The sequence below is a fragment of the Gemmiger formicilis genome (assembly GCF_016901605.1).
GTDB classification, from domain to species: domain Bacteria; phylum Bacillota; class Clostridia; order Oscillospirales; family Ruminococcaceae; genus Gemmiger; species Gemmiger formicilis_B.
Window position 1 is genome coordinate 1 of record NZ_JACJKP010000066.1, and the last position, 13,914, is coordinate 13,914.

The following is a 13,914-nucleotide window of genomic DNA, read 5'->3' on the forward strand; positions in this document are numbered from 1 at the left end:
GCCTCGGCATCGACATTGATTTTTAAGCGGCCCCCCGCAGAGAGAGGTACATTATGCCGAATACGATTTTTTCCTCCGAAGGCGCGCTCCTGTTCATCATGTTCGCCACAGTCGCCCTGGGGTTCTGGCTGCAGCGGTTCAAGGCGTTCAAAACACTGGGCCCGGCCCTGACGGTTATCGTCATGGGCATCGTGATGTCCAACCTGCGGATCGTGCCCACCTCCAGCGCAACCTATGATGCCATCAGCAGCTACTGCGTGCCGTTGTCCGTTTCCATCTGCCTGCTGAGCCTGGACCTGAAACAGATGCGCAAGCTGTCCAAAGAGCCGGTCATTGCGCTGGTGTCGGCTATATGCAGCGTCTGTGTGGCGGCCCTGGTGTTCGGCGTACTGTTCGCAGGCAAGATCGACGAAGGCTGGAAGGTGGCCGGCATGTTCGTGGGCACCTACACCGGCGGCAGCTCCAACCTGACCGCCATCGCCGTAGGCCTGGAGGCCAGCAAGACCACCATCGCCTCGGCCAACGCCGCCGACTATGTGGTGGGCATTCCCACACTGATCTTGATGTTCGCCGCCCCCGCCCTGTACAAGAATTCCAAACGTCTGAAAAAACTGTGGCCCTATGAGATGAGCGAGGCGGAACTGCTGGGTGACGGCGACCACGAGGAACTGATGGCCTCCAAGGAATGGTCCATCCGGGAGATCGCCTGGTTGCTGGCCATCGGTTTCGGCACTGTGTGGGTGTCCACCACCATTGCCAATGCGGTGTTCGGCGAAGGATTCCGCAGCGCGGGGCGCATCCTGCTCATCACCACCTTCTCCATCATCCTGGCACAGGTGCCGGCCATCCGCAAGCTGCGCGGCAACTTTGACCTGGGCCTTTTCGTAGCGTTGCTGTTCCTGGTGACCATCGGCTTTGCGGTAGACCTGCAGCAGTTCTTCGGCTCCACCTTCTACATCACCCTGTTCTGCTTCTGCGTCATCGCTTGTTCCATCCTGCTGCACCTGCTCATCACCCGGCTTCTCAAAGTCAAGTTTGAGTATGTGCTGCTGTCCATCGTGGGCTGCATCTCGGACGGCCCCACTGCCGCCCTCATCGCCTCCAGCGCTCAGTGGAAGACCCTCATCAACATCGGTCTGCTCATGGGCGTACTGGCCGGTGCCCTGGGCAACTATGTAGGCATCGGTGTAGCCTACGCCATCCGCGCCCTCATCGGCGCCTGAGCAGAAAACGGGAGAAACGGAAATGCGCAATTTTGACTTATATGTTTCAGGCATCCTGTACGGCAGGCTGCGCCTGGGCGACGGCACACCCCAGATCCAGAAACTGGACGTGCACACCGGCGCGCTGCTGGACTGGCAGGAGCTGACCGACCAGGACCGGGATTTTTACCGTTCCTTTGTAAAAATGGACTTTGCCGCCCTGGGGCAGAACCTGTCCCACTACGAGGCGGGCCTGCAGGGCACCGGGGAAGTTTCGCTGTGCGGCGAGCGCTACACCAGCGAGGACGGTTGCAGCTATCTGCAGCGGGATGTAAAATTCCCCAACAACAAACAGATGAAAGAGGGGCGGCTGATCGCCGTCACCTGCCCTGCCCGGGAGATGGTCACGGTTCTGGTGGAACCCGGCGCCGAGGAGGAGACCATCCTGCGCCTGTGGTGCTCGACCTGGCCGGAGGAGCAGCTGTTCCCGGTAGAGCACGCGGGAACCTTCCCGGTGCCCATGAGGGACGGAGTGAATCTTTCCACCGACGTATATCTGCCCAAAGGCTGCGGCTCCCCAGTACCTGCGGTGCTGGTGCGTACCCCCTACGGCAAGGAGGACGGCTGTGAAGTCTACTACCGCTACGTTCAGCGCGGCTATGCGGTAGTGGTACAGGATGTGCGCGGCCGCAACGCCAGCGAAGGTGAATGGCTGCCCAACTACCACGAGGTGGAGGACGGCGACGATACCCTGAACTGGATCGCCGCCCAGCCCTGGTGCAGCGGACGCATCGGCATGGTGGGCGGTTCCTACCTGGGCTATGTACAGTGGGCGGCCGCCGCCAGCGGCAACCCCCACCTGAAAGCCCTGATCAGCGTGGTCTGCGCGGGCAGCTCCTTTGTGGATCTGCCCCGCCGGGGCGGGTCCTTCACCTCGGGTATGCTGGCCTGGGCCTTTGCGGTGTCTCAGAAAAACTTCCGCCCCGAGCTGATGGAGCGGGATGACTGGGAGGAAGTGCTAAACATCCGCCCCCTGACCGACCTGCCCAAAAAAGCCCTGGGATACGATGTGCCTTTCATCACCCGGTGGCTGGAACCCAGCGATTACAATGATTTCTGGCGTCAGTCCAACTGGCAGGAGCGTTCCGCTGGGGCGCAGATTCCGGCACTTATCCAGTCCGGTTGGTTTGACGACAACGGCATGGGCACCACCGAAGCCCTGGAACTGGTTCACGACTTCCCCCGGGGTATGCGCAAGGTCATTCTGGGGCCCTGGCAGCACAGCGGCAACAGCAAATACGACATGCACGGGGTATCCTTCGGCAGCCAGGCGCTGCGCTTTGATCTGGACTGGCTGTATTTCCGCTGGTTCGAGCATCACCTCAAGGAGGTGGATAACGGCATCGACCAGACCGCCCCGGTGGAATACTACACCCTGGGCCAGGAGGTATGGAAGACCGCTGAAAACTGGCCGGTGCCCGAGACCCGGGTCACCCACCTGTACCTGGACAGCAACGGCCACGCCAACACCTCCGCCGGGGACGGGCGGCTGACCTTTGCCAAGCCGGAACAGGAGAACAGCGACGGCTACGCCTATGACCCCGAGCATCCTTCCCTGCACATCATCGATATGTCGGAGAACGAGATCGAGGTGCCGGAGGACTACACCCAGGAGGAACTGCGCCAGGATCTGCTGTGCTACACCTCCCCCGTGCTGGAGGAGGACCTGGTCCTGACCGGCGATATGACGGCGGAGCTGTACATTTCTTCCGACGCGCCGGACACCGACTTTGTGGTGCGTGTTACCGATGTGGACGAGAACGGCCGGTCCATCAAGCTGGCGGACGGCCTGCTCAGCGCCCGCTACCGCAACGGCTTTGCCCGGTCGGAATTTTTGCGGGAGGGAGAGATCGTCTGCCTGAAGATCCGCACCACCAAGCTGTCCAACTGCTTCCGGAAAGGTCACCGCATCCGGGTGACCGTCACCTCCAGCGCCAAGAATTTCATCTTCCCCAACAGCAACACCCGGGAAGGCTATGCCTCCGCCCGGACCGTGGTGGCCCACAACCGGGTACACCACGGCGGACTGCACGCCTCCCGCCTGACGGTGCGGGTGGAGCCCTGAGTCATTGATGGTTCTCCCGGTCGGCAGAAGCGAAATATCCCTCAAGCGGCCTGTTCCGGGGGCGCTACATAAAATCCTGAATCCGTATCCATCCAGACCGAGCCTTGGGTGTTGTTCCTGATGCAATTTTGATACCACGCCGCCGCCCTCCCGGCAGGGACCGGGCGCGGCGGTTTTGTATAACGAAAACCACTCGCTGGGCGAGTGGTTCCAAAGAAGACTATAATCGGTACTGCAGAAAGAAAAACTCCCTCTGCCCGAATAAAAGTACGGTCTGTCAACTGCACAAGCTACCCCCTCGCACACAGGGGTATGGTATACGAGTACATCAAAAATACCTTAGCCGGACGGTTTGGAAACGGGCTTTACATAAGCGTCAAGCCAATACAGAAGCCAATGCTTCATCGCTGCTTTTTGAATATTTTGCTTGAAAAGAAGACTGCTTTTGCAACCAAAAAACAACCAACTTTGCCGAGAGTGCGGATGCCTCTTTCGGCGTTTTTGTCAAATCACACTCTCGCAGTTCTTCATTTTTGGCCAGTAGTTTTTGCACACCTTCCAATAGAATCTTATATAATTACCTTAAATTGAGGTACATAGAATATAAAAGTTTTCGCGAGCATATAGAGAAAATAAAATACGATTTATCGAAATAAAAAAGAAGAAGCCTTGCCTCCAAGCTCATTGCCCGGGGAATGTCAGTCTTGCAAAGTGTCGCAGTATTCTTCCTCTGCCGGTGCCAGCAGAGAATCAAACAACCCGGCAGCCTCCTCTTTGCAGATATCCTGCGGGTGGCAGTAGGTTCGTTCCAGGAAGGCGGTATCTGCGTGACCCAGCAGGTCGGCTGCCACCTGTTTGCTGGTGCCGTGTTCCAGCAGATAGGTGGCGAAGAAATGCCGCATGGTGTGCAGGTGGTATTCCTCGGGAAATCCGTTTTTATCGTACAGCCGCCGCAGATGGTGGCTGAAAGTGTTGGGATGTACCGGCTTGCCTTTTCGCTGGAAAATCAACCCGTTCCAGTCGGCCCCGTTGTTTTCCAGGGCCTGCTCAGTGAACAGTTCTCCCAGCTCGTCGAAGACGATCTGCGGCATGACCACGATGCGGGTGCGGTGGTTCTTGGTGTCGCTTTCCAGCACGCCCTGCCCTACCACAGTGCTGCGGGAATGTTGGATCTTCACCTGATTGCCGCCGTGCAGGTCACTCCACCGAAGGGCGCACAGCTCACCGCGGCGCAGGCCAGTGGAGAGGGCCATCAGGTAGTACACCCTATAAAGCAGCGGCTCCTGCAAAATGCACTGCAGGAGCTTTTGCATCTCCCATTGTTGGGGAATACGCTGCTGTACCTTTTCCACCCGGACTTTTTCAACCCGGTGGGCAGGATTATAGAGCAGGATGTCATTTTTCGCGGCGTCCTGCAAGACGGCGGAAACGGCATCCAGATATTTATGTACGGTGTTTTCGCTCAGAGGCTTGCCGCCCCGCCCGGGCCGCTTGCGCAGTTCTTCTGCAAGTTCCTCCAGGACCATCGGCCGCATCTTGCAGAGCGGCAAACCTCCAATATACGGGTACGCCACCTCCAACATTTTTCGGTAGCCGGCCAGTGTGCTGGCTTTGTATCGCTTGGCCATCCGTTCCAGCCAATGCTCTGCGTAGGTCTCGAACCTGGTATTTTCACTTTCGTCGATGCCGGTGCGGAATCGTTTTTCCAATCGCTCCGCTTCGGCGTACACATATTGCTGGATGCTCCGCTTGGGGATGTCTTTGGGCACGTCGATGGTGCGCGCCTGCATCCGCTTTTTGCCTGCCGCGGTGTATCCATTACAAACTGTAATTTTATATTTTCTTTCTCCGCGTTGTTGAATATAAGCCATGTGCGTTCCTCCCCGATCAAGATGCCTGTGACGGCAGTGACGGTGATGACGGTTGTGACGGTATATCCTGTGCCTGGCCCCCACTGTCACAAGCGTCATTGCCGTCACCCGTGTCACTTTCCGCCAGGCAAAGCGACAGAAACCGTTTGTGGTTGCTGCGTTTCGTGTCCAGCAAAATTCCCTGCGCCGCCAGGACATCCTTGTGGCTTTGCAGGTAGCGTGACAGTTGCGCCGGTCCCCACAATTCGCCCTGTTGCCCCAGCTTTTCCACCAACTCTGTGGCGGACCCGAGAAATTCCCCGGTGGCAAGTAACTGTCGGATGGATGGCAAAAGGTACATCAGCTGCAACTCATCCGGCGAGCAGCTGCGGCTCCAGCAGCAGTCGGAGAATTCCAGCGTCAGTTCCACATCTTCGATATCCCGCCCGGTGGCCGTCAGCAGGGCCGTTCCCTCCTGGCGCTTCTGGCGGATGAGAATAATGGTGCCGTCGGCGGCTCCGGTCAGACCGTTGGTGCCGGACAGCCGATTGAAAGGGTCCTCGTCGGGCATTTTGCGCAGGTGGTGAATGACCAGCAGACAGACATTGCAGCGGTCGGCCAGTTCTTTCAGTGCGGCGGCATCCTGATAATCGTTGCCGTAAGACGTGTTGGCACCGGCCACCGCCCGGACTTTTTGCAGCGTGTCAATGATGACCAGCCGGATGCCCGGGTGCTCGACCAGCATCCGATCCAGCTGCTGCTCCAGCCCCTGCCCGATCAGGAGCGCGTGGCCGCAAAGGTGCAACCCGGCGGGCGCTTCCTCGGTCAGGCGTAAAGCGCGGGCGTGCAGCCGCCGCGGCCCGTCCTCCAATGCCAGATAGAGTACCTCACTTTTCCGGGTACGGAACCCGAGAAAGGGTTCTCCCCGGCAGACCGCCAGGCAGAGCTGCAGCGCCAGCCAACTTTTGCCCACTTTGGGCGAGCCGCCCAGAAAGTACAACCCGGGTGCCAGCAGTCCTTCCACCAGCCAGCAGATGGGCTCAATGGGGTGGGCATAGAGTTCCTGAAGGGTATAGGTTTTGAGTTCGTTTGACATAGACATTTCCTTTCTTGAAAAACAAAAAAGCACCCGGTGCCCTCGACATTTCTGTCAAAGGCACCGGGTGCTTTGTATGTAATGATGGGATACAAAAGGGTACACTTTCCCCGTATATCTTTTCAAAAATCAAAAAATGCACGCCAATATGCGCTTTTATAAAAATCACTTGCACAGGCAAGTTCTATATTAAAAGAAAAGTATCAGTCCTGTTTGCCGCTCGCCCCCGGACTGGAGGAACACGACCGGCAGGGCGCCACCGCCCGTTCACCTGCATTCGTTGGAGGTCTAAAGATTGCAACCTGAAACGTGCAGCCCCATCTGACGTGTGGGGAAACCTGCGTATCATTGTCACCACTCGAAAGGTCCTGGCGGAGAAATCCCGGTGGCTTATGGGATTTCCCTTGGATCGTTGTGGAATCGCTCCGGCCATAGCGGCCATCCTGGCGCCAACAATCTCTCGCTCTCTTTCCGTGGAACGTACCGATCGTGCTGAATATTCAATTTTCAAGGTCCAGAAAGTACTTTTTACTATACACGCCAAATATGAAATTTTCTGCGTTGGCTTTACGCAAAATTTTGGCTTTTTCTATGAATCAACGACTCTGCTCCCGAAGACGTTCCCGTTTGCGAAGTTTTTGGAGAGAAAAATCCAGGATTCTTTCTTTTCTCGCACGGAGCATGGTTCTGTAGAAATTCCTTTGCAGCGTCGATAGGAACGGGGTTGTTTCGATCAGACCATAAATCTGGTTCATATTGATTCTGGGAACGATTCGCTTCAGGGCTTTGTTGCAGTCCGGATTTTTCAGGGAGGAAATGAACTTGAAATATTGGATTTTCTGGCCGTTTTCTTTGATACCCGAAAGAGGTCTTTCAAAGATACGCAATTCCAACTCCGCAGGATCTTCCAATGTTCTTTCCATGATCTCTTCGTCTGCTTGTGGAAACAGACAGCTTCCGCAGTCGTAAACCGGAGCAAGCGATATTTCGTCGGTTCTGCTGTCGTACAGAAATCCCCAGTTGCCATTGTGCCTGTCCCAGTTGCCAATGAGAGCATCGACAATAAACATATCCCAGAACCGGTCCTTGAGTTGTTGGGGGTCCATAGCGTGCTGTTCTTCTAAGGTCTTGATAATATCGCTGAGTTCTGTGCCGTAGCCGTTGTGGACAGAATCGATAATCGTATTTTTCAGGGAGGCAAAATCCTGCAATACAAGACCGCCCGAGGTGAAGTCCTTACAGGCAACGACAATTTTTTCTTTTCCGTTTTTGGTATACGTTCCCAACAGAGTTTCCTGTACGGGAATGCCGACGATTGCAAAAATGTGGGAACCGAGGTATTCCGAGATGCACCCATTGGCATAGCTCAGGTTTTTATTGATGGAAGGTGCAGCAGGAAACTTTAACATATACAGTTCGTTGTTGTATAACACGGAAATCTTGCTGCCATTTGCACCTGCATAGGTCTTGTTCCGTACAGGAAGGTTTGTAAAATCAATCACAGGTCAATCACCTCGTTTCATCCTTAAATATTTCTCCCGCAGGTACCAAGCCTGTTCAGGGGAAATCTCTTGTTCCACCTCTGCCGAATTGATATCCGCATTCAGTTCGCTCCAATTCAGATCCCAATGGTAATCTTTCTTTCCATTATCCACAAGTTTCCAGGAAGTAATCATATTTTCCAAGGAAGATTGAAGATAGGCGGGCAAACCGCGTTCCAGGTAGTTCTTTTGTTTTGGCAGGCCGCTTTCTCTGTCGTAGCTTTGCGCCGCATCCAAAGTCAGGATGAATTCCATAGTACACCCCAACGCCTTTGCAAGCTGCTGCACGGTCCGGGCAGAACATTTTTGCAGGGAACTTTTCCCGGAGCAAATATCTATAATGGTTGTTTTGGGAACACCGCTGATTTTTGACAAGCGATATTTGGTAATATTTTTGCTATCCAGATAGCCTTGCAGATCCATACAGTTCCCCTCCTTCCACTATCCAGTATATCGGTATACCGACCGTCAGTCAACGGTTTTACGGAAATAAGGGCTTATAAAGTTGATTTTGCGGTTGCGGTCAGAATTAACAATCCGGCCGGGGAGGGTTGTAAGGCGCGATTGTTGCGGCGACGTATTTGGAAACAAAAGGCAGGGGTTTGGGTTCTCCCAAGGAAAAAGGCGTTTGGATATCCAAACGCTATGCTAGCAAAACCGTCTGCCAGCAGGTTGGGGGCCTTTGGGCCCCTTTTCATTCCCAGTCGGTGGGAAAAAGCCGGTGAGAAAGTGAATCATGCTATGATTCACTTTCCTGGGCTTTCCCTCGTCATGTGAAAAAAGTGAATCATGCTATGATTCACTTTTTCTGAAAAGCAGCTGTCCTTGTGAATCTTATTAAGATTCACACCTGCCTGGTTCAATCAGACAGTGAATCTTAATAAGATTCACTGCCCCCTTGTTTATCAGCTTAATGCGCAAATAGGAAATAAACCTTACGATTTAAACAAGGATTCATAAAGAATTTACAGATGGCATGACAAACACTCTGTTTTGCAGCCACCCATAATCAGCCTATCAGCTAAATATGCCATATCCTGGCATATTTAAAAAATGTTCTCAGAAAATTCATAATAGAAAAGCTGCTTTGCTGGGAGCATAACAGAAAAACCTAACAACTTTTGTTACATTAAAAAAGTTTTTTTGCATTATCTCCTTTTGCGCTGCCATCATAGCAGGCAAACCTCGCAACTTTTGCGATATTTATCTCATTTTTTTGAAAAAAGGAGGAAAAGAAAGATAAAACTGCTACAATACAAACAAAAAGCCGCCGATCAACGGCGGCATAGACTTGCGATACCCATTATAGGACTGGCGTTGTGCTACAATGTATGTATAGAAAAGCAGATGGTCAGGAGGATGGCTGCCATGAAAGACTGGGATTTCGGCTATTTTGGCAAGGGAATTGATGGGTATGTACATTTATACACAGACATTCAATCGCAATTTTCCGAAAAGTTCCAAGCATTCCGAAGCAAAACGGGTGGAGCAAAAGCCGCACAATGTGCCTCCCAAGGAAGAGGAAAGCTTGCTGCAGAGCCTGGCCGAACTGGGAGGGCTGTTCATGATCATTGTGATCCTTCTTGGTGTTTTGTCGCTCTTGCAATAACGGAACAGAAAGGAAATCAGGATGCCAACGATTTTGATTGACGCAGACGGCTGCCCGGTGGTGGACCTGACGGTGCGAATTGGCCGGTTCCATGGTGTGCCGGTGAAAATCCTCTGTGATATGGCCCATCACATCGAGCGGGAGGGTGCTGAGACGCTGGTCTTTGACAAGGGAGCTGACAGCGTGGACTTTGCCCTGGTCAACCGGGTGCAGCCGGGGGATATTGTCATCACCCAGGACTATGGGCTTGCCAGTATGTGCCTGGCTCGGCGGGCCAGAGTGCTCAACCAAAACGGGCTGGAGTACACGGCCCGGAACATTGACGGTCTGCTGGCCCGTCGGCATGAAAACAAAAAACTCCTCCGTGCCGGCAAGCACCCGAAAGGGCCAGCCAAACGCACGCGGGAGCAGGATGAGGCCTTCGTGAGAGCGCTGGAGAAACCGCTGAAAGAGTAAAGACGAAAGGAATAAAAAAACAGCCCCTCGCAGCAGCCGCTGCGGGGGGCTTGGTATTATTCTGGAATCGGACGAACAGCATAGCCTACTTCATCCAACCGCATGGAAAAGGTTGGAATACCGGCACGGCTGCAAAGTTCTTGCAATTCCTTTTTGGCAACCTGTCCTTTGCAAGAGTCATCTATGGAAGCACCAAAGTATACAGCGGAGATGGGCGGCATCTCAAATTCATAATAGAGGGAGGGTGCTAGATAACATTCGGGAATAGAGTACGGAAGCCCACATCTAGAACTGCAAGACTGTTTTGTGTACGATGCACAGGTATGAACGCCCTTGACAATTCGCCATTCTGATTCGTATTGCCAAACGGAATCTTTCGTAAAGAGTGTACTTGTCAGGAAGCGAAAATCTTGCCGGTCAAGCTGATCTGTGGCAACATCGTTCAAAAGCTTTTCCGGAACCTGCGGACGGTTTGGTGAATAGATTACAGGAGCAAAAGTGACTCTGGCAGTAAAAGGATCAAAGGCAGAAAAATCATATTCAATACACAGCCCTCGGTGATTGTCAGCATAATGTGACCACATCAGTCGGTTACAGGGACTTTCTGTCAGGCATCCCACGCGCCAGATGGTATTCACGATGTCTCGGGAACGCGTAGCAAGGTCCTGCCTGGAAGTGCCGGGAAATGCCATGTGGCAATCGAATGGATCGTTGAATGTACTTGGACTGGAAAGGCTCATCTCATGATTTTGCAGGTGCCTTTTCAAGCGCAGATAGTCTTCGCCTTTGGCCTTGCAATCTGGGATTCCCTGATATTTGTATAATTTGTAATGCAGCTTTCCCAGATAGGCATGGGCGGCTTTATCGAATGCCTGGTCGGAAGCGGCATCTTCCTTTAAGAGCCACTGTGCGGTTTTTCGTTCCAATTGTTTACGTGCTTTACGAATTCTGGCGGATTCTTGATCTCTTATGCACAAGGCAAAAATCACTCCTCTCCATCCACAAAGTGCCGGCGAGCTCCGGAACTATACCGTTCCCGGGACAGCTCCACACCCGCTGGCAGTCACATCGGCAAACTCGGCCAGAATGGCATCTTCTGCTTCGGAGTTCTGATAATCCGGATTGCTCAGAATCGTGTTCTGTAAGGAGGCCTTCAGCTTATCACAGCAGGGCTTGAAAGACAGATAGGTGATTCCGCCGCCCAGCACACCGCCGACCACTGGAATCGCCTTTTTAAAGAACCCGGCGAAGATCTGTTTGGTCATCCGCACGCCAAACCACTTGGACACATTTCTTACAATGGGGAAGATGGTGCCTTTGGTCAAGGCCCGGCGAAGCAGTTGCTTTTCCACGCCGTTTCCCAGCGCCTTGGCCACCGCCTTCAGAGCGTTGTTTGCCCCAACGACGCCGTACATGACACCCATGCAGAGAATCAGAAGATTCATCGTTTCAGAATCAAAAACCTGGCCGTTTTCCTCCACATCAATTTGGGGGAAGCCATAGAGATACATCAGTTTCTGGGTGGCACGGAGCATATACCCGTAGTACTGGGCAATGTCGGCGGGAATCGTGGCCGCCATGGCAACACCGCCCGGCATACCCAGAGCGGCAGAGATGCCGGACACGCAAACGCGCTCATACTGAATGACTTCATCGGCAATGCGGTTGATCAGTTCCTGCGGAATCCCGGCGCGAAGCGGTGTGGAGGATACCGCGTTTTCGATCACTTCGGGCGTGCATTTGCTTTGCAGCTCCTTGCGAAGGAACTGCTCCCGGTTGACCCGAATCCCCGGCACCCGGAGCCCCATCAAAATGACATCCTCGATGTTGACTTCACCGTCGCCGTTCTGGTCCAGAGCTCCATAGACGGCCGCCTGAGATTTGGAAGCCAGTTCTTTGGTTTTGCCGGCAACAGATACCGCAGCCTTTCCCACATTGTCAGCAGCGGCCGAAGCTGCTTCACCAAGGGAATGCGCAAGCTGTTTGCCATCGATTTTCTGATGTGCTTTTCCGTTAGAAGCACTGTTCTTCAAAATGAATTCATCCTTTCTTTTTATATGATCAAAAAAGAAACTGCGTTTTTCGCGTGAAGATAAAATCGAATATATTATACCGCTTTTTCCCACTCTGCTACAATACGAGCGAACAGGAGCTATTGCCAAGAAAGGAAATCTTTTGTACACTGATACTAATTGATACTACTTTCTATCACAACAGAAAGGACTCCCATGGACTCTTCCGTATTCGCCAAGATGCTCTCGGACCCCGGACAGCTGGACCTGAAAAAGATGGGGTATAAATACGGCCAGGAAAATCTGCAGGGATTTCTCACACTGCACAAGCAGTATTTCTATCAGGAACTGCCGCTGCATGACTTTGACGGGAATTCCATGGTATGCTTGGACAAGGCGGTACCAATTCCGCTGTCGGCGGCGCGTGTTTTGCTGACGCTGCAGCAGAGTTCCCGTCTGTATGGAACCAAGGCGATGGAAGACGAAATCCTGTCTACATTCCGAATCGAACAGATTGACACCAGCCGGGAAAGCGTGCGTCGGATTTTGTCCGGCCGGGCACCCGAGAATGAAGAGGAACATCGCATCTATGGCATGAAACAGGGTCTGGAATTTATCGCGGACAGGTCCCATACCATCACGGAGGAAAATCTCTTTCGGCTGTATCAGATGACCATTGGCGACTTCCTGCCGGAGGAAGATCGCCTGCTCCCTGGCCATTGGTATCGCCATGACGGTGTGACGGTTATTGACGGCAAAACGGAACATACCGGATTGCCCTGGCAGAAACTGCCGGCCTACATGAAAGAACTGATGGCATTTGCTGCCGAAAAAGCAGCACAGAATGACCTGATCAAAGCAGCCATTTTGCATTTTGGGCTTGCCTATCTGCACCCCTACTTTGACGGAAATGGCCGGATGGCGCGTCTGCTCCATTTGTGGTATCTGGTGCAGCAGGGATATTCGTCGGCATTGTTCGTGCCGATGTCCCGCTTTGTGGAGGAAAGCTGCGCCCGGTATTATAAGGCGTACACCCGGGTGGAACAGAATCAGCTGTTCAGCGGCGTGTTGGATGTGACGCCGTTCCTGGTCTATTTTGCGGAATCGGTGTATTACCGGCTGGAAGAAGCTCTGCTGCAGCTCCGGACGCTGCAGGCTTTCGAGGAGGCGCTGCGGCAAGGGAAGGTTACCGAGAAGGAACGGGCGCTCTGGCAGTTTGTCCTCACGGCTTATGGCAGCGAAGAGTTTTCCACCAAGCGGTTGGAAAAAGACTTCGGCGATGCGGCTTATGCCACAATCCGGAGCTTCGTTCTCAAATTCGAGCGCCTCGGTCTGCTGACTTCAGTCCATTACGGCAACCGGGTTAAATACCGGATTCAGGACGGAAAGTAAAGAAAGAATCGCAGCAACATAAGTGGTAATGCAGCAATAAGTGAAGAAACATAACAAAAACTTAAGTTGTTAAGTTCACTTGTTGCGTTTTCTCTTACCTTATGGACGATTCTCCTTTTCTTCCCCAGCGGGTCAAAATGCCCTGGCCATCGCCCGGGGCGTTTTGTGTTATACTGTTCTTACCAGAGACAGAAAGGGGGACGGCAGGATGGCAGTGGAAAACGGGGAGTGGATCATGCGGGGTCCGGCCTGGGAGGACCCGACCTGTATCCACAGCTGGCAGGAACTGGTGGACTGGATTGACAAGGTGGGATTCCTGCCCCTGTTCCGCAACGGTATCGACGGCTTTTCGGCGGAGGAGCGCACCTGTCCCACCGACTGGTGGAGCGGCGACGCCGCCCGTGCCCCCTGGGAGTGGCGGCAGATGATTGCCCGCAGTGGCCGGGTGGCCTACGGCAAGTTTTTTGGCAAGAAGGCGGGTTTTATCTCCAAAGCCTGGTTCCCGGATTTTGCCAACTGGCGGCGGGACGGCTACGACTTTGACAGCCGGTGGGACGATGGTCTCGCCACCGTCCGCCAGAAGAAGATCATGGACCAGTTCACCGAAGCGGACGCCCTGCTCTCCTATGAA

At 53.6% G+C, this 13,914-nt stretch carries 13 protein-coding genes; 6 read left to right on the top strand and 7 right to left on the bottom strand.

Annotated features, from left to right (window positions below):
- The first annotated feature begins 53 nt into the window (after positions 1 to 53).
- Together H6B10_RS06850 and H6B10_RS06855 are read left to right on the top strand one after the other, a co-directional pair.
- On the top strand, positions 54 to 1,223 hold the full coding sequence (locus H6B10_RS06850) for a DUF819 domain-containing protein (RefSeq protein WP_204650905.1): 1,170 nt from the start codon (positions 54 to 56) through the stop codon (positions 1,221 to 1,223).
- Positions 1,224 to 1,245: 22 nt separating this feature from the next.
- Positions 1,246 to 3,327 (top strand): CocE/NonD family hydrolase, encoded by a 2,082-nt coding sequence (locus tag H6B10_RS06855; protein ID WP_204650906.1) that lies wholly within the window; start codon positions 1,246 to 1,248, stop codon positions 3,325 to 3,327.
- A 376-nt stretch (positions 3,328 to 3,703) separates the two neighbouring features.
- Here H6B10_RS06855 and H6B10_RS06860 read toward each other — a convergent pair whose 3' ends face one another.
- The 5 genes from H6B10_RS06860 to H6B10_RS06880 form a co-directional block, all read right to left on the bottom strand.
- Positions 3,704 to 3,880 carry a hypothetical protein gene (locus H6B10_RS06860; RefSeq protein WP_204650907.1) on the bottom strand — a complete coding sequence of 59 codons (177 nt, stop codon included), beginning with the start codon at positions 3,878 to 3,880 and terminating at the stop codon, positions 3,704 to 3,706.
- A gap of 145 nt (positions 3,881 to 4,025) precedes the next feature.
- On the bottom strand, positions 4,026 to 5,198 hold the full coding sequence (locus H6B10_RS06865) for a tyrosine-type recombinase/integrase (protein ID WP_204650908.1): 1,173 nt from the start codon (positions 5,196 to 5,198) through the stop codon (positions 4,026 to 4,028).
- A gap of 16 nt (positions 5,199 to 5,214) precedes the next feature.
- Positions 5,215 to 6,273, bottom strand: coding sequence for an AAA family ATPase (locus H6B10_RS06870; RefSeq protein WP_204650909.1), 1,059 nt, complete (start codon positions 6,271 to 6,273; stop codon positions 5,215 to 5,217).
- A 596-nt stretch (positions 6,274 to 6,869) separates the two neighbouring features.
- Positions 6,870 to 7,775: a HipA domain-containing protein gene (locus tag H6B10_RS06875; protein ID WP_204650910.1), complete on the bottom strand. Its 906-nt coding sequence runs from the start codon at positions 7,773 to 7,775 to the stop codon at positions 6,870 to 6,872.
- A 3-nt stretch (positions 7,776 to 7,778) separates the two neighbouring features.
- Positions 7,779 to 8,237 carry a helix-turn-helix transcriptional regulator gene (locus tag H6B10_RS06880; protein ID WP_204650911.1) on the bottom strand — a complete coding sequence of 153 codons (459 nt, stop codon included), beginning with the start codon at positions 8,235 to 8,237 and terminating at the stop codon, positions 7,779 to 7,781.
- Positions 8,238 to 9,182: 945 nt separating this feature from the next.
- On the opposite strand from H6B10_RS06880, the gene H6B10_RS06885 reads away from it, so the two are divergent.
- Together H6B10_RS06885 and H6B10_RS06890 are read left to right on the top strand one after the other, a co-directional pair.
- Complete coding sequence (locus H6B10_RS06885) at positions 9,183 to 9,464, top strand: hypothetical protein (RefSeq protein ID WP_204650912.1); 282 nt, start codon at positions 9,183 to 9,185, stop codon at positions 9,462 to 9,464.
- Entirely contained in the window at positions 9,445 to 9,879 is a 435-nt protein-coding gene (locus H6B10_RS06890) for a YaiI/YqxD family protein (RefSeq protein WP_204650913.1), read from the top strand. Before H6B10_RS06885 ends, H6B10_RS06890 begins: the two co-directional genes overlap by 20 nt.
- Before the next feature lie 56 nt (positions 9,880 to 9,935).
- Here H6B10_RS06890 and H6B10_RS18845 read toward each other — a convergent pair whose 3' ends face one another.
- Positions 9,936 to 10,868, bottom strand: a complete 933-nt coding sequence (locus H6B10_RS18845) for a DUF2971 domain-containing protein (RefSeq protein WP_204650914.1) — start codon at positions 10,866 to 10,868, stop codon at positions 9,936 to 9,938.
- A 36-nt stretch (positions 10,869 to 10,904) separates the two neighbouring features.
- Complete coding sequence (locus tag H6B10_RS06900; RefSeq protein ID WP_204650915.1) at positions 10,905 to 11,912, bottom strand: hypothetical protein; 1,008 nt, start codon at positions 11,910 to 11,912, stop codon at positions 10,905 to 10,907.
- Between the two features lie 195 nt (positions 11,913 to 12,107).
- Between H6B10_RS06900 and H6B10_RS06905 the strand changes: the two genes are divergently transcribed.
- Positions 12,108 to 13,283 (top strand): Fic family protein, encoded by a 1,176-nt coding sequence (locus H6B10_RS06905; RefSeq protein WP_204650916.1) that lies wholly within the window; start codon positions 12,108 to 12,110, stop codon positions 13,281 to 13,283.
- Positions 13,284 to 13,491: 208 nt separating this feature from the next.
- Positions 13,492 to 13,914: AlkZ-related protein (locus tag H6B10_RS06910; RefSeq protein WP_430661754.1), on the top strand; the 423-nt coding region annotated here is incomplete at its 3' end.

What these genes read in the sequence shown, in the direction of transcription:
- H6B10_RS06855 (WP_204650906.1), top strand. Translation starts at nt 1,246, where the DNA reads ATGCGCAATTTTGACTTATATGTTTCAGGCATCCTGTACGGCAGGCTG.
- H6B10_RS06865 (WP_204650908.1), bottom strand. Translation starts at nt 5,198, where the DNA reads ATGGCTTATATTCAACAACGCGGAGAAAGAAAATATAAAATTACAGTT.
- H6B10_RS06850 (WP_204650905.1), top strand. Translation starts at nt 54, where the DNA reads ATGCCGAATACGATTTTTTCCTCCGAAGGCGCGCTCCTGTTCATCATG.
- H6B10_RS06880 (WP_204650911.1), bottom strand. Translation starts at nt 8,237, where the DNA reads ATGGATCTGCAAGGCTATCTGGATAGCAAAAATATTACCAAATATCGC.
- H6B10_RS06890 (WP_204650913.1), top strand. Translation starts at nt 9,445, where the DNA reads ATGCCAACGATTTTGATTGACGCAGACGGCTGCCCGGTGGTGGACCTG.
- H6B10_RS06885 (WP_204650912.1), top strand. Translation starts at nt 9,183, where the DNA reads ATGAAAGACTGGGATTTCGGCTATTTTGGCAAGGGAATTGATGGGTAT.
- H6B10_RS06870 (WP_204650909.1), bottom strand. Translation starts at nt 6,273, where the DNA reads ATGTCAAACGAACTCAAAACCTATACCCTTCAGGAACTCTATGCCCAC.
- H6B10_RS06905 (WP_204650916.1), top strand. Translation starts at nt 12,108, where the DNA reads ATGGACTCTTCCGTATTCGCCAAGATGCTCTCGGACCCCGGACAGCTG.